This window comes from Arthrobacter sp. CJL-S3, assembly GCF_056711635.1.
Genome location: NZ_CM160046.1, coordinates 4,306,098 through 4,331,131, shown reverse-complemented (window position 1 = coordinate 4,331,131; position 25,034 = coordinate 4,306,098). Strand labels below are relative to the sequence as shown.

The window sequence follows — 25,034 nt, the reverse complement described above, 5'->3', positions numbered from 1 at the left end:
GGCCGCCGAAGCGTCGCGGGCGAGGACACAAACGCTGTCCGGGACGCCACACAGGCAACGACGGCGGGCGGCCACCTGTTGGTGACCGCCCGCCGCGACGCGCCGCCTGGCGCGGAGAGGTCCTTAGGCCAGGACGCTGAGCCTGGATCCGGGGCGGCCGAAGACGGCCTTGTCCACGGAGACCTTGCCGGCGCCGACCAGGGCCACGGCCAGGGCAGCGGCAGCCAGGATCAGCACCAGTTCATAGCCGCCGGTGGCGGCAAAGATTCCCGCCGTGGCATGGACCAGGAACAGCGCGCCGAGCATGTTTACCGCGAGCAGGGCGGCGAACACACGCGTGAGCACGCCGAGAATCAGCGCGACGCCGCCGACGAGTTCCAGCGTTGCGACGACCGGGGCGACGAGGTTGGCGGCCGGAACGCCCATCTGCGCGAAGGCGGCCTGGGTGCCGGCAATGGTGAACTCGTTGAATTTCTGCCAGCCGTGGGCGGCGAAGAGGAAGCCGGTGACGATGCGAAGGATGGTGCGGGCCGTGGTGGTGAGTGTGGGCTGGTTCATGGGGGTGCCGTTCTGACGTGGGGGCCGCGGCGGTGTGCGTACCGCCCGGATTTACTTGAAGATTCAACCTAAAGTCTTCCGCCACGTAGTTGAAAAGTCAACTAATGCGAAGCCATGCGACGCCGGCCCTGGCGCTAGGGTGGTTCCGTGCCAGCCTCCGTCCCGACTCCCGCAGCCATCCCGTCCGCGGCGGGCCGCCGGCGGGAAATTCTGCGCCTCGCAGTCCCTGCCCTCGGTGCGCTCATCGCCGAACCGCTGTTCCTCCTCGCGGATGCAGCAATCGTCGGTCACCTCGGGGTGGCCCAGCTCGCCGGTGTCGGACTAGCATCCGCAGTGTTGCATACCGTGGTCGGCCTCATGGTGTTCCTGGCCTACTCCACCACCCCGGCCGTGGCACGGGCGATCGGTAACGGTCAGTTGCCCAGGGCGCTGGCCGCAGGGCGGGACGGCGTCTGGCTGGCACTGCTGCTCGGAATCGTCCTCGCCGCCGCCGGGTTCCTCGCCGCCGAACCGCTCCTGGACCTGATGGGCGCCACCGGCGACGTGCGGACATTTGCCGTCGACTATCTGCGCTGGTCGATGCCCGGGCTGGTCGCGATGCTGCTCATCTTTGCCGGCACCGGCGTGCTGCGGGGCCTGCAGGACACGCGCACGCCGCTGTTCGTCGCGGCTGCCGGTTTCACATTGAACGTGGTGCTGAACCTCATCCTGGTCTACGGGCTGCAGCTGTCCGTCACCGGCTCCGCCATCGGCACCAGCATCGCCCAATGGGCCATGGCCCTGGTCTACGTGGTGATGGTCCAGCGCAATGCCCGCAATCATGGCGTGTCCCTGCTGCCCGATTGGCACGGCATCAGGGCCCTGACCAAAGTGGGCTCGTGGCTGATGCTGCGGACGCTCAGCCTGCGCATTGCGATCCTCGCAACGGTCGTGGTGGTCACGGCCCAAGGGCCGGTCAACCTGGCCGCCCACCAACTCGCCATGACCATCTTCACGTTCCTGGCCTTCGCCCTCGACGCCCTTGCCATTGCCGCACAGGCGCTTATCGGCAAGGAACTCGGCGCATCCCGCCCCGCGGCGGTGCGCGAGCTCACCGGGACCATGGTCCGGTGGGGTCTCGGTGTTGGGGTGCTCGCCGGGATCCTGCTCGCCGTTGCGGCGCCGTGGGCGGGCCTACTCTTCACGTCCGACGCCGAAGTCCGGGCCGCCCTCACGCTGGCGCTGTGGGTGCTCGCTGCCGGGCAGCCGCTCGCCGGCTATGTCTTTGTCCTCGATGGCGTGCTGATCGGCGCGGGCGACGCGAAGTACCTGGCGCTGGCCGGCGTCGTGAATCTTGCCGTGTATCTGCCGCTGCTGCTGGCCGTCCGTCAGTCCGGGGCCGACGGCGGCGCCGGCCTGCTCTGGCTGTGGGCGGCGTTCTCGCTGGGCTACATGGCCGCCAGGGCTCTAACCCTCGGCCTCCGCGCGCGGACGGACCGGTGGATGGTGCTCGGCTCGCACTGAGTCCTGCCGCCCGGCCCTCACGCCGTACCTCCGGCTCCGCACGGCATACCGGCACGCGCCGGTGCGGCTTCGCACTAAACTGGTCGGGTGACTCTTCCCGCAGACCCCGACGCCTCCACCGCCCAGCCCGCCGCGGCGGATCTCTGGAAGCCGGTGCTGGTCCGGGCCGCCGTGGCGCTGGCGTTCGGTGCTGTGACCGTATTCTGGGCCGCGCCCTCCACCGCGGGCATGGGCTGGGCCGGCGGCATCTACCTGCTGGCCACCGGCGTGGTGCTGCTCTGGAGTGTGAATATGACCGGACTCCGCGCCGGGTCCGCGTCCAGCAAGGTCCTGTCAGCCGCCGGCGCCGTGCTGACCGGAACCGGCGCCGCTGTCGGGCTGATGTCCGGCAACCTGCTCTTCGGGGTCCTCGCCGCCCTGGGCCTGGGCCTGGCCGGAGCGGCCGAGCTCTACCTCGGCATCACCAACCGCGGCCGGTCCGTGCTGGCCCGCGACTGGATCGCTTCCGGCGTCGTCGGGGTGGGCACCGCCGGCCTGCTGCCGTTCTTCATCGACCTCGGTCCGCATGCACTCCTCGGCGTCGCCGGCGGCGGTGCCATCATCAGCGGCGTGCTCTGGATGCTGGCCGGGCTGACCCTGCGGCACGATGCACGGGCCGAATCCGCGAAGGCCGTAAACTAGTACCGACAGGTTCTACCTTGCGTAGAACGATCGCGGCATCACAACTGCCACGCCTGGCGGCGTCGGCTGCAGGAGGAAAGCACCTTGGCACAGCAGAAATCTGGAGAACCGCGCAAGCTGCGCACCTCGGTCAAGGGACCGCTCATGTTCTCCGCCTTCTGGGCAGTGCTGGCCTTCGTTGCCACCCTGATGTTCGCTTCCGGCGGCAGCGCCAAGACCCCGCGCTTTGACCTGGCATTCACCGCCGCCGGCATCGCCTTCATTGTGATCCTGGTCGTTCTTGCCATGCTTTCGATGGGCCACAAGCCCAACGATGAACAGCTCGGCAAGGGGTCCGGCGTCAACCTGAGCTCCCGACACTCCGGCCACGGCGGCCACCCGGCGCAGCCCCGGCCGGACGCCGGCACCCCGGATGCCGGCCCCCGCGCGTCGGGCGACGACGTCCGCTAAGCCTCGAACGCCGCCCTACCCACTCGTCCCGCAGGGAGGGCCCGTCCGGGGCGCGGCAGTGCGCTTCGTGCCGCTCAGGACGCCGCCTTCCGGGCCCGGTAGGCCGCCACGTGCGCGCGGTTCGCGCAGTTCCCGGTGTCGCAGTAGCGCTTGGAGCGGTTCCGGCTGAGATCCAGCACGACGGCGTCGCAGTCCTCGGCGGCGCAGACCAGCATGCGGTCCATTTCCTTGCTGCGGATGACATCGACCAGGGCCATCGCGGCTTCCGTGCTCATCCGGTCCGCCAGGGGTGCATCCGGGGTCGTGGCGTGCAGGTGCCAGTCCCATTCATCGTGCTTGACGAGCTGGGGGAGCGCACGCGCCTCCCGCAGCAGCCGGTTCACAGTATCCACGGCGGCGGATTCGTCCGCCAGCCAAAGGCCGGCAAGCTCCGCGCGAAGGCGTTTCACGCCGGCCAGCTCGGCCGCGTCCCGGGTCCGGGAACCGGTGAATCCCTCGGCCTCCAGAAAGCGGTCCAGGTCCTCGGTCGTGGACAGGTGCTCATCCCCGTTGGCCGCCGAGTTGATCAGGTTGACCACGGACCGCAGGGCCACCTCTGTGTCAGGGGCAAAAAGCATCTTGACTCCTTACGTCGGCGTGGCGTACTGTCATGAGCATAACCCTACTTTACTCCTGACAGGAGGCAGCCCGTGTCTGCCGCACGCCGCACCGCCGAAGCACCGGCCACAACCGAGTCCGGAATGCGCGCCCCCGGAAAACCCAGTGCCGGCAGGCCCCGTGCGGCATCTGCTTTTATGGCATCGGGCCTGGGAGTAGCCCTGTTTTCCTCGGCCGTGTTCGGTCTCTCGGGTTCCTTTGCCAAGGCACTGCTGGAGACCGGCTGGACCCCCGGGGCCGCGGTCACTGCCCGCCTCACCGGGGCGGCGATCATCCTGGCGGTTCCCGCCATTCCGGCGCTGCGTGGACGCTGGCACCAGCTCAGGGACAACTGGCTCACGGTGCTGCTCTTCGGCCTCATCGGGGTCGCGGCCTGCCAGCTGTTCTATTTCAACGCGGTGGCCCGCCTGTCGGTAGGGGTCGCCCTGCTGCTGGAATATCTGGCTCCTGTGATCATCGTGCTGTGGCTCTGGGCCGCCAGCCGCAAACGTCCGCGTCCCCTGACGATCGCCGGAACCCTGCTGTCCCTGGGCGGGCTGGTCCTGGTCCTGGACCTCACGGGGGCTGTCAAGATCGACCTCATCGGCGTGCTGTGGGGGATCGCGGCCGCGGTCTGCCTGGCGATCTACTTCTTCATCACGGCCAGGGAAAACGACACCCTCCCGCCGATCGTCCTCGCCTCCGGAGGGCTCATGGTCGGCGCCGTCACCATGTGGCTTGCCGCGGCAACCGGCCTGCTGCCGATGGGCTTCAGCACGGCCGACACCCGGCTGGGCCCCTGGGTCACCCCCTGGTGGGTGGCCCTGGGCGGCCTCGTGGTGCTGGCCACCGTGCTCGCCTATGTGTCCGGCATTGTGGCGGCGCGCGCACTCGGCTCCAAAGTGGCATCCTTCGTCTCGCTCACCGAGGTCCTGTTCGCCGTCGTCTGGGCGTGGCTGCTGCTGGGTGAACTGCCGGGCCCCATCCAGCTCATGGGCGGGCTGCTGATTGTCGGCGGCGTCGTCCTGGTCCGGCTGGACGAGCTCCGGACCCCTTCCGGGGCCGGTCCGGCGGCCCTCGACCACGCGAACGACGTCGAACCCGTGCCGTAGGCGGGGTCCGACGAAACCGGCCCGGACGCTGTAGCGTCCGGGCCGGTTCGATTCTGCGGGCTTCTGCCTAGCGCGAAGCGCTTTCCTGCTCGGTGGCGTTGCGGCTGGCCTGCTTGCCGGCCTCCTGCAGCGCCTGGGAGACCTTCGCCAGGGCGGCAACGTGCTGGCCGTTCCATTCGCTGCGGAACTTGTCGGCGTCCGGACCCTTCCAGTCGGTGCCCTCAAGCACCTTGGTCAGCAGCGACTTCTGCTTGTCGATCTCCGACGAACCCGCCTGCAGCTTCGTCCCAAGAGTCTTGAGCTGAGCAATGTCTGCACCCCAAATAGCCATTCGAAAAATCTCCTCAAGTCGTAGAACCGGACCCGGACCCTTGTGGGCTCCCCCCGGCGGATCCCGGCTGCTCCGGAAGATCCAATGCACCCAAACTATCCTGCCCGGCGAAATAGTGTCGATGGGCAGGCCTCCCCATGCCCTCGATCCCGGGCGCCATGGCACCTAGCATGGAGTTATGTGCCGAAATATCCGTACCCTCCACAATTTCGAGCCTCACGCCACCACTGCCGAGGTGGAAGCCGCCGCGCTGCAGTATGTGCGCAAGATCAGTGGCAGCACCAAGCCGTCCAAGGCCAACGAGGAGGCCTTCAACCGGGCGGTGCACGAGATTGCCCACGCCACCCAGCACCTGCTGGACTCCCTGGTGACCCACGCCCCGGCAAGGGACCGCGGGGAGGAAGCCGCCAAGGCGAAAGCCAGGGCTGCCGTCCGCTTCGGCGCGGCCTGAGGCGCGTCCGGCGGGGGACCTACCTGCCGAAGCTGCGCAGCCGCAGCGAGTTGGCCACGACCAGCACGGAACTGGCAGCCATAGCGGCGCCGGCGATCATCGGGTTGAGCAGGCCCAGGGCCGCCACCGGGATCCCGATGGCGTTGTAGAAGAAGGCCCAAAAGAGATTCGTCTTGATGGTGGTGAGCGTCCGTCGGGACAGCTCGATCGCCTGGACGACCTGACCCAGTTGATTGCCCATGACTGTCAGGTCAGCGGCCTCGATGGCGACGTCAGTCCCGGACCCCATGGCGATGCCGAGGTCCGCCTGGGCCAGCGCCGCGGCGTCGTTGACGCCGTCGCCGGCCATGGCCACGGTGGCGCCGGCGGCCTGCAGTTTCCGCACGGCCTCGACCTTGCCCTCCGGCAGCACCCCGGCGTACACGTCCTCCGGAGCGATGCCGACAGCGGCTGCCACCTGCGCGGCGACCGCGGCGTTGTCCCCGGTCAGGAGGATCGGACGGAGCCCGAGCCCCCGGAGCCGCAGGATCGCGGCGGCAGAGCCCGGCTTGAGTGTGTCCCGCAGGCTGATGATTCCGGCCGGCTCCCCGTCCACGGCGAGCCAGACCGCGGTGGCCCCGGAGCCCTCCGCTTTGCCCAGGGCCTCCAGCTGCGCCGGCGTGGGAACGATGCCGTTCTCCTGGAGCCAGCCCGTGCGGCCGGCCGTCACGAGCCGGCCTTCGACGGTCCCCTGGACTCCGCCGCCGGGGGCGGAGCGGAAACTGGCGACGACAGGAAGGGCGCCGGCGTCGTTGTCGCGGCGCTCCGCCGAGAGTGCCGCCGCGGCGACGGCGCGGGCGATCGGGTGTTCGGATGCGGCCTCGATTGCGCCGGCCAGACGCAGCACCTCGGCCGGGCTGAAAGTGCCGAACGCCTCGGTGCCGTCGACGGCCAGGTGTCCGCTGGTCACGGTGCCGGTCTTGTCCAGCAGGATGGTGTCAACGGTCCGGGTGTCTTCAAGGACCTGCGGCCCCTTGATCAGGATGCCCAGCTGCGCTCCGCGGCCGGTTCCGGTGAGCAGCCCCACGGGGGTGGCCAGGCCCAGGGCGCACGGGCAGGCGATGACCAGCACGGCGACGGCGGCGGTGAACGCTGCGCGCAGGTCGGCGTCGCTGATGTCCGGGGCGGCCGCCAGCAGCCAGGCGCCAAAGGTGGCCGCGGCGATGGCCAGGACCACCGGCACGAACACGGAGCTGATCCGGTCCGCGAGGCGTGCGATCGGCGCCTTGCCGGTCTGGGCCTGGGACACCAACCGGCCCATCTGCGCGAGGGTGGTTTCGGCGCCGACGCGCGTGGCGCGGACCAGCAGCCGGCCGGAGGTGTTGATGGTGGCGCCCGTGACCGGACTGTCCGGTCCGACTTCCACCGGCACGGACTCGCCGGTCACCAGCGAGGCGTCGACGGCGGAGGACCCTTCAACGACGACGCCGTCGGTCGCAATTTTCTCGCCGGGGCGAACCACGATGAGGTCGCCCACCCCCAGCTGGTCGGCCGGGATCTGCTGCTCCTGGCCCCCGCGGAGGACCGTGGCATCCTTGGCGCCCAGATTCAGCAGCGCCTTGAGGGCGTCCCCGGCCTTCTGTTTGGCGTTGGCCTCCAGGTACCGGCCCAGCAGCAGGAAGGTGGTGACGACGGCGGCAACCTCGAAGTACAGCCCGCCGGATCCCATACCCTCCATGCCCGGATGCTCGGTCATCCGCGGGTCAGCAAAGAGCTGCCAGGCCGAGAAGGCGTAGGCCGCGGTCACGCCGATGGACACCAGCGTGTCCATCGTGGAGGCGAGGTGCCGGGCGTTGACGGCCGCGGCCCGGTGGAACGGCCAGGCCGCCCACGTGACCACCGGCAGGGCCAGGGCTCCTGCGACCCAGCCCCAGTTGGCGAACTGGAAGGCCGGGAACATTGAAATCAGGAACACCGGGACGGTGAGGATGGCCGCGACGATCAGGCGCGGGCGGAGCTTGGCCGACGCCGACGCCGGGTGGCTCGCGGTGTGGTCACCAACCGCGACTCCACCGAAGACACGCTCCGCGTGCTCGGTCGTTCCTCCCCGCCGGCCCCCTGACCTCGCAAGCTCGGCCAGGGAACCCTGCCGGCGGGGCCCTCCCTTAGACGCACGCTTTCGCGTGTCCCCGGCGGCGACGCTGTGGTCACCCTCACCGGCGGTTACATCCGGCGCACTGGCGGCGCCTGATTCGATCACGGTGGCCGGGTACAGGGGGGTGCGGATCGTGGCCTTGTAGCCCGCGGCGGCTATCGTTTCGGTGATCTGGTCGTCGGTCACGGCCGCGGGGACGGTGACGTGGGCTGACTCCAGGGGCAGGTTGACGGTGGCGGTGACGCCGTCGAGCTTGCCGAGCTTGCGTTCGACGCGGCTGACGCAGGACGCGCAGGTCATGCCCTCGATGTCCAGCTCGATCACCCGGCTTCCGGGCTGGTCCAGCAGTTGCTCTCTACTCACGGTCTTCCCTGTCTGTCCTGGTGCTGCGCGGGGTGTGCCTGGCGGCCGTGCTCAGGATTGGTTGGACACGACCAGGTATCCCGCTTCGGCAACGGCCTCGCCGATCTCGGAGGGCGACAGGGCGCCGGTGGAGGTGATCGTGACGGTGGAGATGCCTCCGGAGTTGAGGTCGACGTCGACGGCTTCAACGCCGGCCAGGGATTCGAGCTCTTCGCTCACGGAGGACACGCAGTGGCCGCAGGTCATTCCGGAGACGTTGACGGTGGTGGAAACGGTGCTCATGGCTTGCTCCTTGTGGGTGGGCTGCTGGTGGTTCGTCAGCCCCGACGGTTGGTGGATGGTGTTGCCGCTACCGCAGCAGGCGGCCGATGGCATCGGTGGCCTCCTTGACCTTGAAGTCGATGGCTTCAGCCCGCAGCTTCGCGTCCGGTTCGGAGGCGGCGCCGACGACACAATGGCCGATATGCTCCTCCACCAGTCCAAGGCTGACGGCGTGCAGGGCCTTAGTAACGGCGGCGACCTGAGTCAGGATGTCGATGCAGTACTTGTCCTCATCGACCATCCGGGCGATGCCGCGCACCTGGCCCTCGATACGCTTCAGCCGCAGCAGGTAGGCGTCCTTGTTGGCGGAATAGCCGTGCTGCTGATGCTGCTCGGCGTCCGCGGGTTCCATGACGGGGACTTCGGGCTCGTTCATGAGCCCAACATATACCCCCAGGGGGTATGAAGCAAGTACCCTGCGGGGGTATCCCCCGCCTTCACTCGGGCGCAATGTCCGGACACAAAAGAGCTCCGGAGTGCGTTATTGGGGGATACGCACTCCGGAGCTGTCTTTGGGTCGGCGGTCTTTCTCCCGCCTACGCATCCAAGCTTACGTGGCGGCGGGCGGAGAAAGCCAGCACCCCGAATAACAACATTCACTTTACTTTCGGGAGCCCCGTTGCTCCCCCGGGTCCGCGTCCAGGGAAAGCTGGGCGGCATGGAAGGCGAAATGCGCCACGGGGTATGCGTAGACATCCGCCAGGGTCATGGTCTCTTTGAAGAATGGGTCCCAGCGCGTCGGGAAGTACATCCGGCGGGCCAGGCCGGGGTCCGTCTCCCGCCGCAGCCGCCGTTCCAGCGCCGAGGTCACCCGACGCAGCAGGGCGGCCATCCGCCGGCGGTGGAAGATACGTGCGCCCCCTCTGGAACCCCAGTAGTTGACGACGTCGAACGGGACGGTACCGGCGTTCAGCAGCGACGCGAAACCGCGGTTAGCGGAAACAGGCAGCCGTCCGAAGATCCGCACCAAGGGAAGCAGGGCCAGCACCACAATGTAGCCGAACACCATGTGGTACAGCAGCTCCTCGTTGGTCCAGCGGGTGCCCGCACTGCGGCGGTGGAGGGCGTCGGGCGAGGCCGCTGCCAGGGTCGCTTCGAGCTCTGCGCAGTTGCGCCGATACGCGGCGGCGACGGCTTCCCGATCCAGCGGCACGGTCACGCCGGCCCACAGTCAGGCACCATGTCAGGAGCCGTGCCTGGTCCGGTGGTGGACGGCGGCCCGGACCGGAACGATGAGGATCGGATGGTCCTGGTGGTGGCTGAGCCACGCGGCCACCGAACCGTTGAGGGCAGCGGAAATTCGGTGACCCAGGCCGGGTTCCGGGGTGCCCACGATGATCATCGTGGCACCGACCTCGGCTGCCAGCCGGCCCAAAGCCCGGGCCGGGTCCCCGGCCAGCGTCCGCAGGGTCCAGTGGATGCCGAGGGCGTCGCAGGCCGAGCCGATGCTGTTCCGCAGCTCCTGGGTCACGGCCCGGATTTCGGCGTTGTCCGTCTCCGGGTGCAGTGAGAGCCGGTGCGCGGACCGCGCGGGATCCCACTCCACGAGGTAACTCGCCTCATCCACGTGGGCGCAGATCAGCGGGGCGGCGAGTTTCGAGGCCAGTGAGGCGGCGGTCTGCAGCACTTCGGGGCTCTGTCCCGGGAGCACGCCGACCACAAGGGGCGGCGGACCACTTGTGCGTTCGGCAGACATACTCAATTGTGGCGCCCGCCCTACGTCAGGAACAGGGACTTACTCCCCGGACTTTCCGCTGGCCAGCGGTGCGGAAGAGGTCCCTTTCGTGCCGGGTGATCCATTGCGGTTCGCTCCGACGGTGAGCATCGCGCCCGCCAGCAGGGCGGCAAGGCCGGCGGCACCCGCCATGGCGTACGCCATCCCGGTGTAGCTGCCCAGCCAGGCAGCCAGCGCAGGGCCGGCGGCAGGGGCCAGCGCCGTCACCGCGGTCAGCGGGGCGGCAAAGCGCCCCTGCAGGGCGCCCAGGCCGGACATGCCCCACCGCTCGGCAACGACGGTGGCCTGGAGCAGCGTCTGGCAGCCGCGGACCGCTCCGGCGAGCACTCCCGCGGCGATGAGCAGCCCGGGCGGACCCGGGAGAACGGCGAGCGAAAGGACCGCTCCGGCGGCAGCTCCGGCGATTGTGGCCAAGCGGGCACGGACCGGAATGCTGGCGAACAGGAGGCGCCCCCCGACCTGCCCTGCCCCCACCAGCCCCAGGCCCAGCGCAGCGCTGGCGTAATCGGCGCCTTTTTCCATCAGCAGCGGAATGATGTTCAGCGTCACTGTGTAGAGACCCAGGCACAGCAGCACCATCAGGGCCTGCAGCCCCAGGAACTCCGGACTCCGGGTGATCGCGCGAACCCGGCGGCGGTCGTCGGCGGGCCGGGCGGGATGGGCCGAGGCCGGCCAGGAGCGGTTGAGGAAGCGGGCGTGCAGCGGGACCGTGACCAGCCCCAGCAGCGCCGCGAGGACCAGGAAGGTGCTGCGCCAGCCGATGGCGGCGGTCAGGCCTGCGGTCAGCGGGGCGAATATCGTGGAGGCAAAGCCTGCCACGAGCGTCAGAGTGGTGAGCGGACGGACCCTATCGCGGCCGTACCAGCGGCTGATGACCGTGAACGCCGGCTGATAGAGGATGGCGGCCTGAGCCGTCCCCGCCAGCAGCCACGCGGCTGCAAACAGGGGCAGGTTCGGGGCCAGGCCGACCAGCGCCAGAGCCAGGACACCAATCAGTGAGCCACTGACCATGAGGGTCCGCGGCCCGGTGCGGTCCAGGATCCGGCCCACGCGGATGCCGGCGAGGGCGGACACCAGCAGTCCGGCGGAAAAGGATCCCGTCACCAGGGCAGGATCCCAGCCGGTGTCCTCGCTGATTGGCCGCACGGCGGCGGGAAGGGAGTAGTAGAGCAGGCCCCAGCCAGTCGTCTGGGTGATGCAGAGCGAGACCAGGCCGCCCCGGGGAGCGCCCGCAGCGGCAGGCTGCGGCGGTACCCCGGGGGCGGTCATGGGCCCAGTCCGCCGCGCGGCGGCGTCAGTTTCCGCCGGAGCGGCCGTGGGCAAGTCCGGTGGGAAAGCCCACCAGGACCGGTTCGGGGGTGCCGCAGCAGGCGCCGGCCGTCTCGACCACAAGGTCGGCGGAAGCGGCCGGGACGTCGCAGCTGGTGCCGGCGTCGGAGGAGCAGACCCCGGTCTCCGGAAGATCGAGCTGGACGGTGTCCGCGGCCTCGCGGTCCCCGGCCAGGGCGGCAGCGACGGAGCGGACCTGCTCGTAGCCGGTGGCCAGCAGGAAGGTGGGCGCCCGGCCGTAGGATTTCATCCCGACGATGTAGAAGTCCTTGTCCGGGTGCTCCAGCAGCCTGGCGCCGTGCGGTGCGACAGTGCCGCAGGAGTGGAATTCCGGGTCGATCAGCGGACCCAGGTCGCGCGGGGCCTCCACGGCGGGATCCAGTTCCAGCCGGAGCTCCCGCAGGATGTCCAGGTCCGGGCGGAAGCCGGTGCAGGGCACAACGACGTCGGCCGCCAGGCTGCGGCCGTCGGCGGAGCTGATAGTGACACCGTCGGCCCTCGTGGTCAGGGCGGTGATCCCGAAACCGGTGCGCAGTTCCACCGTGCCGGCCTCGACCAGGCGCCGCAGCCGGCCGCCGAGTTGGCCGCGGGCGGGCAGGCCGTCGGCGTCGCCGCCGCCGTAAACCTTTGCGGCCGAGGCGCCCCGCACGGCCCAAAGGATTCTGGTGCCCGGCTCGTGCCGCGCCAGTTCGGCGAGGTTGATCAGGGTGTTGGCGGCGGAATGGCCCGCGCCCACCACGAGGACGCGTCGGCCGGCGAACCGCGCACGCTCTCGGTCAAGGACGTCCGGCAGGGCGGAGGAAATCCGCTCACCTGCGGCGGATTCGCCGGTCGCCGGCAGTCCCGAAGTACCGAGCGGGTTCCGGGTGCCCCAGGTGCCGGAGGCGTCAATGACACCCGCCGCCTGGTACTCGCGGACGTCGCCGCCCGGGTGTTCGACCGTGAGCAGGAACGGTGTGGCGTCCCGGCCGCAGCTGTGGGTCTTGTCCATGCCCTGGCGCGTCACGGCCACCACCCGGGCGCCGGTGTGCAGCCGGGAGGACAGGGCCGGGAGCGCAGCCAGGGGTGCCAGGTAGGCATCGACGAGCTCGCCGCCGAACGGCAGCGCTGTAGGCCGTGGGGCTTCCCACCCGGAGGCTGCGAGCAGGCGCGTGGCGGCGGCGTCGGTGTTGAAGCGCCAGGGTGAGAAGAGGCGGATGTGGCGCCACTGTTCGACGGCAGCGCCCGCCGCCGGACCGGCCTCAAAAATCAGCGGCTCAAGGCCGCGCTCCAGAAGGTGGGCGGCCGCGGCGAGGCCGATCGGGCCCGCTCCGATGACAGCGACGGGAAGATTGGTGGTTACAGCCATGGTGCCCTCTGTCTGGATAGATTGATGATGATCGATATGCCGAGTATCTCCCCATATATCGACACCTGTCAATATGGGTGCATAATGGAGGCATGACAACCCTGCAGATGCTTGAGTCCACGGCGGCGGAAGCCTGCTGCACCCCCTCCGGGGCGCAGGTGCTGGGCGCGGAAGAGGCGCAGGGCAAGGCCCAGCTCTTCAAGGCCCTCGCCGACCCGAACCGCCTGCGGCTGTTGTCCATCGTCAAGGCCTCCGACGGCGGCGAGGCCTGCGTCTGCGACCTCACCGAGCCGCTGCACCTCGGCCAGCCGACGGTGTCCCATCACCTTAAGATCCTCGTGGACGCGGGGCTGCTGCACCGCGAAAAGCGCGGCACCTGGGCGTACTACTCGCTGGTCCCCGGCGCACTGGAGCGGACAGCGGACGTGCTCTCGGCCCTGTAGGCAGCCAGAGTCCTGCGGCACTTGAACACCCCCGGTGTGGGGCCTAACGTTGAAAACCTCAGGAAAGGGTGACCGCCGTGGAAATCTTCATGTGGTGGCTGGATCTGGATCTGGCGAGCAAGGAGTGGCTGCGGGAGAACCTGCGGGCCACCGAGTTGCCGCTGACCGTGCTGCAGGGCATTGCCGAGGCCGGCGGCCCGCACCCGGATGATGTGTCCGGGGTGCTCAGCGACGCCGACTGGGACTTCATCGAGACGCAGTCCGAATTCGTCGACTGACCCGGCGTCCGGCGCGCAGCACGGAGGCCGGTTCCGCCGGCGGCGCAGGGCCGGACAGAACCGGCCTGCGAAAAACCATTGCGGGCATCCTCTTCGGGTGGTTGCATATTGGGCATGGCTACAGCAGAGAGTTACGTCCTGGCGATCGGCACCAAAAAAGGCCTTTGGCTGGCGACGAGCCCCGACCGCAGGGACTGGTCCCTGTCCGGCCCGCACTTCCTGATGAGCGAAGTCCCCAGCATCGGCATCGACACGCGCGACGGCCGGACCCGGATCCTGGTCGGCGTGCGTTCCGAGCACTGGGGTCCCACCGTCTTCCACTCCGATGACCTGGGCGAAACATGGAACGAACCCGTTGAGGGCGCCATCCGCTTCCCCGAGGGCACCGATGCCGCGCTGGAACGCGTCTGGCAGATCCACCCCGACGCCGAATCCCGGCCCGGGGTTGTCTGGGCCGGCTGCGAGCCGATCTCGGTCTGGAAATCCACCGACGGCGGCGAACACTTCGAGCTTAACCGCGGCCTCTGGGACCACCCGCATCGCGCTGAATGGGGGGCCGGCTACGGGGGCGCCGCGGCGCACTCCATCGTCGTCGACCACACCGGCGAGAAGGTGCACGTGGCGATGAGCACCGGCGGCGTCTACCGCTCGCTCGACGGCGGCAGCTCCTGGGAGCCGCGCAACAAGGGAATCTCGGCCTACTTCATGCCCGACCCCAACCCGGAATTCGGCCAGTGTGTGCACAAGATCGCCGCTGATGCTGCCGTCGACGGGCGGCTGTACGCGCAGAACCACCACGGCGTCTACCGCAGCGACGACGACGCCGAGAGCTGGGAATCGATCGCGGAAGGCCTGCCGGCGGATTTCGGCTTTGTGATGCTGACGCATCCCCGCCGGGCCGGCACCGCCTGGGTGGTCCCGCTCAAGGCGGACGGCGAGCGGATCCCGCCGGAGGGCAAGCTGGCGGTCCACCGGACCGACGACGCCGGCGCGAGCTGGAAGCGGCTGGACGACGGACTGCCTGGAGCGGAATTCAACTCTGTGCTGCGGGACGCCGCGTGCGTTGACGCGGCGGAACCGGCCGGCGTGTACTTCGGCACGCGCGGCGGCAGTGTCTACGCCAGTGCCGACGAGGGGGAGCATTTCGCCGAAGTGGCTTCGCACCTGCCGGACGTGCTGTGCGTGCGGGCCGCGGCCGTCACCCCGGCGTTCGCCTCCGGCTCCGCGGGACCCGGCGCCGCGGTGAGCGCCTGAGCCCCGTGGCCGGGATCAGTGTGGTGCTGCCCAGCGTGCTCCAGCCGCTGGCCGGCGGGCAGTCCTTCCTGACTGCGCCCGCAGACACCGCGGTGACGGTGGAGGGGGTGCTGGACGTGGTGACCGGGGGGTACCCGGCACTGTCGAGGCGGTTAAGGGATGAAACCGGGGCGATCCGACGCTACGTGAATATATACGTCAACGGGAATGAGATTCGCCGCCTGCAGGGTCTGGCCACCGAGGTTTCCCCGGGCCAGGAGGTCCTGATCATCCAGTCCGTCGCGGGAGGCTAGCGGTCTCAGGCGACCCGCCAGAGACTGCACTCGTCCGTATTGATGGCTTTCCGGGTTCCGGACTGCCGGTCCATGATCCAGACCACGCCGATTCCGGGAGCGGTTTCCTGGACGCTGCCGCGCCGGATCACGACGTCGTCGTAGTTCGGGCCGACCCTGAGGCGCGCCTCGATCTCGTCGCCGCGGTGCAGCTGATCCAGGGCACGGATGCGGGTTACATGGGCTGTGGCTTCCTTCAACATGGCGGGGGCCTCCTGGACTGGAGAGTGGTGCCTGCTCTTTGCCGGCACTTCCAGTGTCCTTCGCCAATGTTGCCGCTGCGTTTCCGCCCGGTAAGACGTGGGTAAGCGTTCGACGCCGGGGGAGTTACCGGCGTCCGCTAGGGCCCCGGAGCCGCTGCCGGCTCACGGGATATGGCGTTCACCCGGGCGCTGGATCCGGAACCACCGGTAGCCGTACCGGCCCAGCTCCAGCTCGAAACCGCCGTCGTCCGCCAGTTCGATGTCCTGGCCGTCCAGCAGGTCCCGCAGGTAGGTGCCCTCGAAACCCGTCTCCGCGTCCCCCACGGAGGTCAGGTTCGCGGCCACCGACGCCGGCTCCGCCCCGAAGTTGTGGGCCAGGACGACGGTCGAACCGCCCCAGGTGCACCGGTGCAGGAGCACCTTCGCGGCGGGCTGTTTGATGAGTTCGAAGTCGCCCCACCCCAGTTCGGGGCTCTCCCGGTAGCGCTGGATCAGGGTGGCCATGAAGTTCCACAATGACCCCGGGTCCCGCTTCGCCGCCGCAGCGTTGACGTTCTTCGGCCCGAAGTAGCCGTCCACCACCTGGGCCACGAGGTCCTTCGCGGGGGCGGTCGAAAATCCGCCGTTCTCGGTGTCGTTCCATTGCATGGGGGACCGTACGGCCGAGCGGCCCTTCGCCGTGAGGTCCTCGCCCATGCCGATCTCCTCGCCATAGAAGAGCACCGGCGTTCCGGGCAGCGCGAACATCAGCGAGTAGACCATGCGGATCCGTGCGGGGTCGCCGTTAAGCATGGTGGGCAGCCGGCGGCGCAGGCCGCGGCCGTACATCTGCATGTCCTCGTCCGGTCCGAATGCGGCAAAGACTTCCTCGCGTTCGGCGTCGCTGAGTTTGTCCAGGGTCAGCTCGTCGTGGTTGCGGACAAACATGGCCCACTGGTTGTCCGGGTGGATCTTCGGGCGGGAGCTGAGCGACTTGGCCAGCGGCCGGGCGTCCTCCCGGGCGAGGGACAGGTACAGGTTCTGCATGGACAGGAAATCGAACTGCATGTTCAGCTCGTTTCCTGCCGCGCCGCCGAAGTACGTCAGCTGATCCTTGTAGGGCACGTTGACCTCGCCCAGGAGCAGGCCGCTGCCGTTGCGGCGGTTGAGGAAGCTGCGAAGCGCGCTGAGGTAGTCGTGCGGGTCGACCTGCGCCGAGTCCTCCTTGGACGTGCCCTGCAGCTCCAGGAAGAACGGGACCGCGTCCAGCCGGAAGCCGTCCAGTCCCAGCTGCAGCCAGAACCCCATTGACTTGGCGATCTCGTCCCGCACCTTGGGGTTCGCCACATTCAGGTCGGGCTGGTGTTTGGCGAACATGTGCAGGTACCACTCGCCGGTGGCCTTGTCCTGGGTCCAGATGGAGGTCTCCTCGCCGGGAAACACCACCTGCTCCGAGGTATCCGGGGGCGTGTCCTTGCGCCAGACGTAGTAATCGCGGAACGGGTTGTCCACCGCTTTGCGCGACTCCACGAACCAGGGGTGCTTGTCCGAGGTGTGGTTGAGGACGAAGTCCGCGATCACCCGCATGCCCCGGTCCTTCGCGGTCCGGATGAACTCCACGACGTCGCCCAGGTTGCCCAGCCGCCGGTCCACGCCGTACAGATCCGTAACGTCGTAGCCGTCGTCCTTGTCGGGGGTGGGGTAGAACGGCATCAGCCAGATGCACGTCACTCCCAAAGCCGCGAGGTAGTCCACGCGCTCGATCAGACCGCCGAAATCTCCGGTCCCGTCGCCGTCGCCGTCGAAAAACGTCTCCGGATCCAGGCAGTAGATGACGGCGTTCTTCCACCACAGGTCGGAGGTCTCGGCGATTCTCACAGCCGGGCCTCCCGGTCCTGGCGTGGGGTCCCGGACCCTCGGAGCTGCGGGAGCACGTGTTCCGCGAAGGCGTGGATGAAGGGCGGCTGCTCCTGTCCGACGAAATGCAGGTACAGCTCGTCGAAGCCGAGGTCGACATATTCGGCGAGCCACTGCGCGTGCTGCCCGGTGTCCGACGAGATGTTCACGACCTGGCGGACCTGTTCCTCCCCGACGTCGGCGCTGACGCCGTCGAAGTGGGCCGCCGTCGGAAGATCCCAGGGGATGGGCGGGGCAAACACGTTGCTGCGCCACTGGTCCAGGGCAACCGCCACGGCTTCCTGCTCCGTCGGCGCCCAGGACAGGTGCACCTGGAGCACGGCTTTGCCCCTGCCGCCGGCATCCCGGTAGGCGGCGAGCATGTCCTTCAGCTTCGCGTGCGGCTGGTTGACCGTCACCAGCCCGTCCGCCCAGGCCGCCCCGCGGCGCGCCGTTTCCACACTGACGGCCGGAGCAATCAGCGGCGGTTTGATCTCCGGCACGTCCCAGATCCGAGCCTGCTGGACGGTGACCAGGCCGTCCCGGGTCACCTCCTGGCCGTCGTGGAGGTCGCGGATGATCTGCACGGCTTCCTCGAGGCGCTGCTGCCGCGTCGCCTTGTCCGGCCAGGCGTCCCCCGTGACGTGCTCGTTCATGTACTCGCCGCTGCCCGGCGCCAGCCAGAACCGGCCGGGAAACATGTCCGCGAGGGTGGCCGAGGCGTGCGCGATGATGGCGGGGTGGTAGCGCTGGCCCGGAGCCGTCACGACGCCGAGGCGCAGCTTGGTGGTGGCCAGCGCGGCCCCGAGCCAGGACCAGGCGAAACCGGAATGGCCCTGCCGGGCGGACCAGGGTTCGATGTGGTCCGAGCACATGGCGGCGTCGAAGCCGGCCTGCTCCGCCAGCTGCACGTCCTTGAGGAGCTGGCCGGGACTGATCTGTTCGTGCGATGCGTGGAAACCGAGGGTAGCCATCGTTCATGTCTACCCTCGGCCCGGCCGGATGTCGAGGAAAGCCTGCCCCGCCGGGCCTCTGGCGGGCGGCGCGGGGCCCGGCAACAATAGGGGCATGCGACTGCCCCTGATGCCCCCGATCGCCCCCATGCTGGCGAAAGCCGTGACGTCCCTGCCCGACGGCGCCCTGATGTTCGAGCCGAAGTGGGATGGGTTCCGTTCCATCATCTTCCGCGACGGCGCCGACGTGGAGATCGGCAGCCGCAACGGCAAGCCCCTGACCCGCTACTTCCCCGAACTGGTGGAGGCCCTGAAGGCAAACCTCCCGCCGCGCTGCGTGCTCGACGGCGAGATCATCATGGTCGGCGCCTCCGGCGACCGGCTCGACTTCGACACCCTGCAGCAGCGGATCCACCCCGCCGCGAGCCGGGTCCGGCTGCTGGCCGAACAGACGCCGGCGAGTTTCGTCGCGTTCGATCTGCTGGCGCTCGACGACGAGGACCTCACCGCCCGTCCCTTCGCCGAGCGGCGCGCGGCGTTGGAACGCGTGCTCGCCGGAAGTGCGGCCCCGGTCCACCTCACCGCCGCGACCCGGGACAGGGGAACCGCCGAGGAGTGGTTCCACCAGTTCGAGGGCGCCGGGCTCGACGGGATCGTGGCCAAGCCGCTGGACGGGCCTTACCTGCCGGACAAGCGCTCCATGTTTAAGGTCAAACATGCCCGCACCGCCGACTGCGTGGTCGCCGGGTACCGGGTACACACCTCCGGGCCGGACCGGATCGGCTCGCTGCTGCTGGGGCTCTACGACGACGCGGGCGGACTGGCGAGCGTGGGCGTGGTGGGGGCCTTTCCGCTGCAACGGCGCAAGGAGCTCTTCGAGGAGCTCCAGCCGCTCGTGACCAGCTTCGAGGAACACCCCTGGGACTGGGCCCGGCAGGAGGAAGGGACCCGGACCCCGCGCAATGCCGAGGGCAGCCGGTGGAGCGGCGGCAAGGACCTTTCCTTTACTCCGCTCCGCCCGGACCGCGTGGTTGAGGTGAAGTACGACCACATGGAGGGGACACGGTTCCGGCACACGGCGCAGTTTGTCCGCTGGCGCCCGGACCGGGATCCGCGTTCGTGCACCTATGAACAGCTCGAAGAGCCGGTCAGGTACGATCTGGCCGAGGTGCTGGCGACCGGCACGGGCTGACCCGGCGTTCCGGTCCGTCCGCCGCGACACGGAGAAGCCCGGCGCGTCCTGTGAACACGCCGGGCTTCCGGTGCTGCGGCCCAAGGTAACCGGGCGGGAATGCTGCGGCCGGGTTACTTGACGCCGAGCTGCTTGGTGGGAATCTTGAAGGATTCCTTGGCGGTCAGGGCCGAGACGGCCGAGATGAGGCAGATGACAGCGGTGAAGATGCTGATCTGCACCCAGCCGCCGGGCTTGGTGCCGCCCATGGCTGCGACGATCGCCGGTGCGAAGCCTGCCATCAGGAAGCCGAGCTGGGTGCCGATGGCCAGGCCGGAGAAGCGGACCTTGGTACTGAACATTTCGGCGTAGAAGGCGGGCCAGACAGAGTTGGCGGCAGCGTAGCCGAAGGAGAAGAAGCCGATGGCGGCCAGGAACATCAGCGGGACGCTGCCGGACTCGAGGCTGAGCAGGAACACCGGCGTCAGGACCGCACTGGCCACGGCGCCGTAGATGAAGACCGGCTTGCGGCCGATCCGGTCCGCGAGCATGCCGAACAGCGGCTGGGTGCCGAGGGCGATGAAGTTCGCGCCGACGACGAGCCAGAGGGTGGTGGTGCCGTCCACACCGGCGACGTTCTTGGCGTAGGCGATGGCCAGCGTGCCGAAGACGGTGGAGACGGCGGCGATGAAGGCGCAGGCGACGACGCGGAGGACATCGCGCCAGTGGTGCTTGAGCAGGTCGGCGACGGGGAGCTTGGAGATCTGGGCGGTCTTCTGGGCTTCCTCGAAGGCCGGGGGCTCGTGCAGGGTGCGGCGGATGAAGAACGCAACAAGCACCACAACGGCGCTGAGCCAGAACGGGATACGCCAACCGATGCCGTACTTGATCTCGTCCGGCAGGGCCAGGACGGGGATAAAGACGAGGGCCGCGAGGATCTGGCCGCCCTGGGTGCCGGTCAGCGTCCAGGAGGTGAAGAAGGCGCGGCGGTTGTCCGGGGCGTGTTCCAGCGTCATCGACGAGGCTCCGGCCTGCTCGCCGGCAGCGGAGAGGCCCTGGCAGAGACGCGCCAGCACCAGCAGTGCCGGAGCCCACCAGCCGATGGTGTTGAAGTCGGGCAGGCAGCCGATCATAAAGGTGGAGGCGCCCATCAACAGGAGCGTGAACATCAGGACCTTGCGGCGGCCGACCCGGTCACCGAAGTGGCCCAGGATGACGGCGCCGATCGGCCGGGCAATGTAGGCGAAACCGAACGTCGCGAAGGACATAATCGCCGCGTTGGCGCCGGCGTCGGGGAAGAAGACCGTGGGGAAGATCAGGGCGGCGGCGGATCCGAAGATAAAGAAGTCGTAATACTCGACGGCGCTGCCGAGGAAACTGGCGAGGGCTGCCTTCTTCGGTGTCCCGGCCGGTGCGTCAGTGCCCGGCGTCGTAGACGGGAGTGTCTGGCTCATGGAGTTCCTTTTGTGTGACGACATTGTCGCGGATGGATCAGGAAGGTCTCGGCCGCCGCTGGCTTTAAGTGTGCGGCAGCCGGAGGTTCGTGGAAAGACCCGGACGAGTAGCCACATGGTGGGAGCTACTTGTGCGATGTAGCAATCATGACTGTGAGGGCGGTCACTTGTCAACAAAAATAATCACTATCTAGAAATAGCTCTCACCATGTGAGAGCATTGAGCCATGAGTGTGAATCAAGACACAGAAGCGGCCGCGGCCGCCGCCACCCTTCCAGAACCCGCCGGCAACGGCGCGGCAGCCGGCGCAAGGCCGGCGCCAAGGCTGGCAAGGAGGACTCCCGGACGGACATGGTCGGCAAGGCCCTGGGGCTGCTGGTTCTGCTTGGCGACGAGCCCCGGGGCGCGAGTGCCGCCGAGCTGTCCCGCCGGGCGGAGCTTCCCTTCAGCACCACCTACCGCCTGCTGGGTTCCCTGACCCGCGACGGCTTCGTGGACTACGAGCCGGACGGCCGCCGCTACCACCTGGGCCTGCGCATCTTCCAGCTCGGCCAGCGGGTGTCCAACCACCACGGATTCGCCGGCACGGCCCTGCCGATCCTGCGGCGTGTCACGGAGGAGACGGGCGAGGCCACCATCCTGTCGGTGCGCGACGGACACCACCATCTCACCGTCAACAAGGTGGACGGCCCGCAGACGTTCCGCGTCACAAGCGACCCGGGGCACCTGGGCGCCCTGCACACCACCTCGGTCGGCAAGGCGCTCGTGGCCTTCGCCGACGACGCCACCCGCAGCCAGCTCGTCGAAGAACTCGAACTGGAGCCGCTGACCGAATTTTCCATCACCGACCGGGAGGCCTTCCGGGCCGAGATCGAGCTGGTGCGCAAGCGCGGCTACGCCCTGATGGACGAGGAAAACGAACTCGGCATGCGCGCCGTCGCCGTCCCGGTCTTCAATTCCCAGGGCCACGCCTTCGCCGCGCTGGCCACGGCGGTCCCGGTGTTCCGGATGGGCGCGGAGGCCCTCGTCGCCCTGGTTCCGCTGCTCCAGTCGGCGGCGGCGGAGCTCTCTGCCCGGCTGCCCCAGCAATGAGCCCCGCGGCCCGCACCGTCATGAGCCGTCGAAAAGTGTTCGCTAGTAGAACAACCGTGCAACATATGAACTTTTGCGGTACTGTAATCCCCAACACCCGGCCCGCGGCCGGCGCCCCGCGCGTCCCCGCCCGCCGAGTGCCGTTGTCAAAGGAGCTATACGGATGAGCAATCGAGCAGAGTCCTTTCTTGTGGGCCTGATAGGTGACGGCGTGACGCCGTCCCTCACGCCCCCCATGCACGAACGCGAAGGCGATGTGCAGGGCCTCCGGTACCTCTACCGCCCCATCGACCTGACCGAGCTGGGGCTTCCCGGCCAGAGCGTCGGTGAGCTCCTCACCGGCGCCTACCGTCTGGGCTTCAACGGACTGAACATCACCCACCCCTGCAAGCAACTGGTCCTGGAACACCTGGACGAGGTCACTCCGGACGCCCGGCGCCTCGGTGCGGTCAACACGGTGACCATCCGGGACGGCCGCTTCATCGGCCACAACACCGACTTCTCCGGGTTCGCCGCCGCGCTCGCCACGGGCCTGCCGGGAGCCAGGCTGAACCGCGTGGTGCAGCTGGGTGCGGGGGGTGCCGGCTCCGCCGTCGCCTACGCCCTGCTCACCGCCGGGGTCCGCGAACTGGACCTGGTAGATACCGATTCGGCCCGCTGCGCGGCACGCGCCGCCGAACTCTCCGGTTTCTTCCCGGACCAGCTGGTCACCGCACGGACGACATCGGAGCTGCCGCAGCTGATGCCGCTGGCAGACGGCCTGGTCCACTGCACCCCGGTGGGCATGGCCGCCCACCCCGGCGTCCCGCTGGACATGTCCCTCGTGGCAGCCCGGCACTGGGTCGCGGACATTGTCTACCGGCCGATCGAGACCGAGCTGATCCGTGAGGCCCGCGCCAAGGGCTGCGACGTGCTTGACGGCGGCCGGATGGCCGTGGGACAGGCCGCCGACGCCTTCCGGATCTTCACCGGCCTCGAAGCGGATGCGGACCGGATGCGCGCCCACTTCCTGGAACTCGTCGCCGCGGAAGAGGTGGCCGCCTGATGCGCACCGGAATCGCCACCGTCTGCCTCTCCGGCACCCTGCGGGAAAAAATGCAGGCCTGCGCCCTTGCGGGCTTCGACGGGATCGAAATCTTCGAACAGGACCTCGTCACCTCCCCGCTGAGCCCGGAAGAGGTCCGGAAGACGGCCGCCGACCTCGGACTGACCCTGGACCTCTACCAGCCGTTCCGCGACTTCGACAGCGTGCCGGAGGACCTGCTCGCCGCCAACCTTCGCCGGGCGGCAGCGAAGTTCCGGCTGATGTCCCGGCTCGGGATGGACACCATCCTGGTCTGCTCCAACGTGGCCACCGCCAGCATTGATGACGACGGGCTGAGGGCCGAACAGCTCGCGGCCCTCGCCGCCCTCGCCCAGGACCACGGCGTCAAGGTGGCCTACGAGGCACTCGCCTGGGGCAAATATGTCAACGACTACGAGCACGCCCACCGGCTCGTGGAAGCGGTGGACCACCCCAACCTGGGCACCTGCCTGGACTCGTTCCACATTCTCTCCCGCGACTGGGACACCGCAAGAATCGAATCCTTCAACCCGGAGAAGATCTTCTTCGTCCAGGTGGCCGACGCGCCCAAACTGTCCATGGACGTGCTGTCCTGGAGCCGGCACCACCGGGTGTTCCCGGGGGAAGGACAGTTCGCGCTCGCGAAATTCCTCGGCCACGTGGTCCGTGCCGGCTACACCGGCCCGGTGTCCCTCGAGGTCTTCAACGACGTCTTCCGCCAGTCCGACGCCGACCGCACGGCCGTGGATGCCATGCGGTCCCTGATCTGGCTCGAGGAGCAGAGCGCCAAATGGCTGGACGGGGCGCAGGCCTCCGACAACGGCGCCGGCACCCGTGCCGATAACGCTGCGCCGCGCCGCCGCCGTTACCCGATGGAACTGGCCACGCTCCCGCAGGTCGCCGAACCGGCCGGCTTCAATTTTGCCGAGGTCCGGGCCGCGGACACCGCCGCCCTGGAAACCCTGCTCGGCCAGCTGGGATTCGCGTTCAACGGGCGCCACCGGACCAAGAATGTGCAATTGTGGACCATGGGCCACGCCCGCGTGATCATCAATGAGGACTCCTCCCAGGACTCCCTCGACCCGCAGGCCGCCGGTGCGCCCGCAATCTCGGCCCTGGGCTTCGACGTCGACTCCCCTGTCATTGCCGCGGCCCGGGCCCAGCAGCTCAAGGCCCCGGCCGTGCCGCGCAAGAGCCAGGCCGACGAGGAAATTTTCCAGGGCTTCGCCGCCCCCGACTCCACCGAGATTTTCCTGTGCCAGGGCAGCCCCGACGGCACCGCCGTGTGGACCCGCGAATTCGGCGAAGGAACGGAAGCCCCCGCCGCCGGCCTGGCTGCCGGACGGAGCGCCGTGATCGACCACGTCAATCTGGCGCAGCCCTGGCAGCATTTCGACGAAGCCGTCCTCTTTTATACGAGCGCCCTGGCCCTGGAACCACAGCCGTACGCGGAAGTCGCCAGCCCCAGCGGCCTCGTCCGGTCCCAGGTGATGCTCACCCGCGACCGCGGCGTCCGCCTGGTGCTGAACCTGGCCCCGCTGATCCAGCGCGAAGGCGCCGCAGACGCACCGGAGGTGCAGGAAAGCGCGGGCACCGGCCAGCGCCGGACCTACCAGGAACACATCGCGTTCGCCGTGGATGACCTGGTGGCGACGGCCCGCGCCGCGAAGGACCGGGGGCTCGATTTCCTCCAGATCCCGGAAAACTACTACGAGGACCTCGACGCGCGGTTCGACCTGGACCCGTCCTTCCTGGCCACTCTCCGCGAGCTCAACCTGCTCTACGACCGCGACGCCGACGGCGAGTTCCTGCACTTCTATACCGTCACCGTCGGCAGCGTGTTCTTCGAAATGGTGGAGCGCCGCGGAGCCTACGACGGCTACGGGGCGCCCAACGCCCCGGTACGGCACGCCGTCCAGTACGACCACCTGCACCAGTTGAACCCCACGACCTGACCGGCCAGA

General features: G+C 68.9%; 27 protein-coding genes. 13 read left to right on the top strand and 14 right to left on the bottom strand.

Annotated elements, in window-relative coordinates:
* Nucleotides 1-123 precede the first annotated feature (123 nt).
* A complete protein-coding gene (locus tag AC06G6_RS19930; protein ID WP_479825041.1) occupies nucleotides 124-558 on the bottom strand; it encodes a DoxX family protein in 435 nt (144 codons plus the stop codon).
* Nucleotides 559-705: 147 nt separating this feature from the next.
* On the opposite strand from AC06G6_RS19930, the gene AC06G6_RS19925 reads away from it, so the two are divergent.
* From AC06G6_RS19925 to AC06G6_RS19915, 3 genes are all read left to right on the top strand, one after another.
* On the top strand, nucleotides 706-2,061 hold the full coding sequence (locus AC06G6_RS19925) for an MATE family efflux transporter (protein WP_479825039.1): 1,356 nt from the start codon (nucleotides 706-708) through the stop codon (nucleotides 2,059-2,061).
* Nucleotides 2,062-2,148: 87 nt separating this feature from the next.
* A complete protein-coding gene (locus AC06G6_RS19920) occupies nucleotides 2,149-2,742 on the top strand; it encodes a hypothetical protein (RefSeq protein WP_479825037.1) in 594 nt (197 codons plus the stop codon).
* 84 nt (nucleotides 2,743-2,826) lie between these two features.
* Nucleotides 2,827-3,192 carry a hypothetical protein gene (locus AC06G6_RS19915; RefSeq protein WP_479825035.1) on the top strand — a complete coding sequence of 122 codons (366 nt, stop codon included), beginning with the start codon at nucleotides 2,827-2,829 and terminating at the stop codon, nucleotides 3,190-3,192.
* A 74-nt stretch (nucleotides 3,193-3,266) separates the two neighbouring features.
* Here the strand turns inward: AC06G6_RS19915 and AC06G6_RS19910 are convergent, their stop codons facing one another.
* Complete coding sequence (locus AC06G6_RS19910) at nucleotides 3,267-3,809, bottom strand: CGNR zinc finger domain-containing protein (protein ID WP_479825033.1); 543 nt, start codon at nucleotides 3,807-3,809, stop codon at nucleotides 3,267-3,269.
* A gap of 123 nt (nucleotides 3,810-3,932) precedes the next feature.
* Between AC06G6_RS19910 and AC06G6_RS19905 the strand changes: the two genes are divergently transcribed.
* Complete coding sequence (locus tag AC06G6_RS19905) at nucleotides 3,933-4,940, top strand: EamA family transporter (RefSeq protein ID WP_479828783.1); 1,008 nt, start codon at nucleotides 3,933-3,935, stop codon at nucleotides 4,938-4,940.
* Nucleotides 4,941-5,007: 67 nt separating this feature from the next.
* On the opposite strand, the gene AC06G6_RS19900 is transcribed toward AC06G6_RS19905, so the two are convergent.
* Entirely contained in the window at nucleotides 5,008-5,271 is a 264-nt protein-coding gene (locus AC06G6_RS19900; RefSeq protein ID WP_056432770.1) for a hypothetical protein, read from the bottom strand.
* 178 nt (nucleotides 5,272-5,449) lie between these two features.
* Between AC06G6_RS19900 and AC06G6_RS19895 the strand changes: the two genes are divergently transcribed.
* Entirely contained in the window at nucleotides 5,450-5,722 is a 273-nt protein-coding gene (locus AC06G6_RS19895; RefSeq protein WP_307456977.1) for a DUF2277 domain-containing protein, read from the top strand.
* A gap of 19 nt (nucleotides 5,723-5,741) precedes the next feature.
* Here AC06G6_RS19895 and AC06G6_RS19890 read toward each other — a convergent pair whose 3' ends face one another.
* The 7 genes from AC06G6_RS19890 to AC06G6_RS19860 all read right to left on the bottom strand — a co-directional run bounded on the left by AC06G6_RS19890 (nucleotide 5,742) and on the right by AC06G6_RS19860 (nucleotide 12,952).
* Entirely contained in the window at nucleotides 5,742-8,156 is a 2,415-nt protein-coding gene (locus tag AC06G6_RS19890; protein ID WP_479828780.1) for a heavy metal translocating P-type ATPase, read from the bottom strand.
* Between the two features lie 114 nt (nucleotides 8,157-8,270).
* On the bottom strand, nucleotides 8,271-8,501 hold the full coding sequence (locus AC06G6_RS19885; RefSeq protein ID WP_479825029.1) for a heavy-metal-associated domain-containing protein: 231 nt from the start codon (nucleotides 8,499-8,501) through the stop codon (nucleotides 8,271-8,273).
* A 67-nt stretch (nucleotides 8,502-8,568) separates the two neighbouring features.
* On the bottom strand, nucleotides 8,569-8,916 hold the full coding sequence (locus AC06G6_RS19880; RefSeq protein ID WP_479825027.1) for a metal-sensitive transcriptional regulator: 348 nt from the start codon (nucleotides 8,914-8,916) through the stop codon (nucleotides 8,569-8,571).
* A gap of 225 nt (nucleotides 8,917-9,141) precedes the next feature.
* The gene (locus AC06G6_RS19875) at nucleotides 9,142-9,699 is read right to left on the bottom strand and encodes a DinB family protein (protein ID WP_479825026.1); all 558 of its coding nucleotides are present in this window, start codon (nucleotides 9,697-9,699) and stop codon (nucleotides 9,142-9,144) included.
* Between the two features lie 24 nt (nucleotides 9,700-9,723).
* Nucleotides 9,724-10,236 (bottom strand): universal stress protein, encoded by a 513-nt coding sequence (locus AC06G6_RS19870; protein WP_479825024.1) that lies wholly within the window; start codon nucleotides 10,234-10,236, stop codon nucleotides 9,724-9,726.
* 39 nt (nucleotides 10,237-10,275) lie between these two features.
* Entirely contained in the window at nucleotides 10,276-11,544 is a 1,269-nt protein-coding gene (locus AC06G6_RS19865) for an MFS transporter (protein ID WP_479825022.1), read from the bottom strand.
* Between the two features lie 25 nt (nucleotides 11,545-11,569).
* Nucleotides 11,570-12,952: an FAD-dependent oxidoreductase gene (locus AC06G6_RS19860; RefSeq protein ID WP_479825020.1), complete on the bottom strand. Its 1,383-nt coding sequence runs from the start codon at nucleotides 12,950-12,952 to the stop codon at nucleotides 11,570-11,572.
* A gap of 92 nt (nucleotides 12,953-13,044) precedes the next feature.
* On the opposite strand from AC06G6_RS19860, the gene AC06G6_RS19855 reads away from it, so the two are divergent.
* The 4 genes from AC06G6_RS19855 (at nucleotide 13,045) to AC06G6_RS19840 (ending at nucleotide 15,220) form a co-directional block, all read left to right on the top strand.
* Nucleotides 13,045-13,395, top strand: coding sequence for an ArsR/SmtB family transcription factor (locus tag AC06G6_RS19855; RefSeq protein WP_479825017.1), 351 nt, complete (start codon nucleotides 13,045-13,047; stop codon nucleotides 13,393-13,395).
* Between the two features lie 77 nt (nucleotides 13,396-13,472).
* Nucleotides 13,473-13,673 carry a hypothetical protein gene (locus AC06G6_RS19850; RefSeq protein ID WP_307456954.1) on the top strand — a complete coding sequence of 67 codons (201 nt, stop codon included), beginning with the start codon at nucleotides 13,473-13,475 and terminating at the stop codon, nucleotides 13,671-13,673.
* 114 nt (nucleotides 13,674-13,787) lie between these two features.
* Entirely contained in the window at nucleotides 13,788-14,927 is a 1,140-nt protein-coding gene (locus AC06G6_RS19845; RefSeq protein WP_479825015.1) for a WD40/YVTN/BNR-like repeat-containing protein, read from the top strand.
* Between the two features lie 5 nt (nucleotides 14,928-14,932).
* Nucleotides 14,933-15,220: a MoaD/ThiS family protein gene (locus tag AC06G6_RS19840; protein WP_479825013.1), complete on the top strand. Its 288-nt coding sequence runs from the start codon at nucleotides 14,933-14,935 to the stop codon at nucleotides 15,218-15,220.
* Between the two features lie 5 nt (nucleotides 15,221-15,225).
* Here the strand turns inward: AC06G6_RS19840 and AC06G6_RS19835 are convergent, their stop codons facing one another.
* The 3 genes from AC06G6_RS19835 to AC06G6_RS19825 all read right to left on the bottom strand — a co-directional run bounded on the left by AC06G6_RS19835 (nucleotide 15,226) and on the right by AC06G6_RS19825 (nucleotide 18,311).
* A complete protein-coding gene (locus AC06G6_RS19835; protein ID WP_307456947.1) occupies nucleotides 15,226-15,462 on the bottom strand; it encodes a hypothetical protein in 237 nt (78 codons plus the stop codon).
* Nucleotides 15,463-15,624: 162 nt separating this feature from the next.
* Entirely contained in the window at nucleotides 15,625-17,319 is a 1,695-nt protein-coding gene (locus AC06G6_RS19830; RefSeq protein WP_479825010.1) for an alpha-amylase family protein, read from the bottom strand.
* Entirely contained in the window at nucleotides 17,316-18,311 is a 996-nt protein-coding gene (locus AC06G6_RS19825; RefSeq protein WP_479825008.1) for a TIGR03885 family FMN-dependent LLM class oxidoreductase, read from the bottom strand. Before AC06G6_RS19825 ends, AC06G6_RS19830 begins: the two co-directional genes overlap by 4 nt.
* A 94-nt stretch (nucleotides 18,312-18,405) precedes the next feature.
* Between AC06G6_RS19825 and AC06G6_RS19820 the strand changes: the two genes are divergently transcribed.
* Nucleotides 18,406-19,482 (top strand): ATP-dependent DNA ligase, encoded by a 1,077-nt coding sequence (locus tag AC06G6_RS19820; protein WP_479825006.1) that lies wholly within the window; start codon nucleotides 18,406-18,408, stop codon nucleotides 19,480-19,482.
* 113 nt (nucleotides 19,483-19,595) lie between these two features.
* Here AC06G6_RS19820 and AC06G6_RS19815 read toward each other — a convergent pair whose 3' ends face one another.
* Nucleotides 19,596-20,915, bottom strand: a complete 1,320-nt coding sequence (locus AC06G6_RS19815; RefSeq protein ID WP_479825004.1) for an MFS transporter — start codon at nucleotides 20,913-20,915, stop codon at nucleotides 19,596-19,598.
* A gap of 351 nt (nucleotides 20,916-21,266) precedes the next feature.
* Between AC06G6_RS19815 and AC06G6_RS19810 the strand changes: the two genes are divergently transcribed.
* The 3 genes from AC06G6_RS19810 to AC06G6_RS19800 all read left to right on the top strand — a co-directional run bounded on the left by AC06G6_RS19810 (nucleotide 21,267) and on the right by AC06G6_RS19800 (nucleotide 25,025).
* The gene (locus AC06G6_RS19810) at nucleotides 21,267-22,007 is read left to right on the top strand and encodes an IclR family transcriptional regulator (protein WP_479825002.1); all 741 of its coding nucleotides are present in this window, start codon (nucleotides 21,267-21,269) and stop codon (nucleotides 22,005-22,007) included.
* A 163-nt stretch (nucleotides 22,008-22,170) separates the two neighbouring features.
* Nucleotides 22,171-23,052, top strand: a complete 882-nt coding sequence (locus AC06G6_RS19805; RefSeq protein WP_479825000.1) for a shikimate dehydrogenase — start codon at nucleotides 22,171-22,173, stop codon at nucleotides 23,050-23,052.
* Nucleotides 23,052-25,025 (top strand): bifunctional sugar phosphate isomerase/epimerase/4-hydroxyphenylpyruvate dioxygenase family protein, encoded by a 1,974-nt coding sequence (locus AC06G6_RS19800; protein ID WP_479824998.1) that lies wholly within the window; start codon nucleotides 23,052-23,054, stop codon nucleotides 25,023-25,025. Before AC06G6_RS19805 ends, AC06G6_RS19800 begins: the two co-directional genes overlap by 1 nt.
* Nucleotides 25,026-25,034 lie beyond the last annotated feature (9 nt).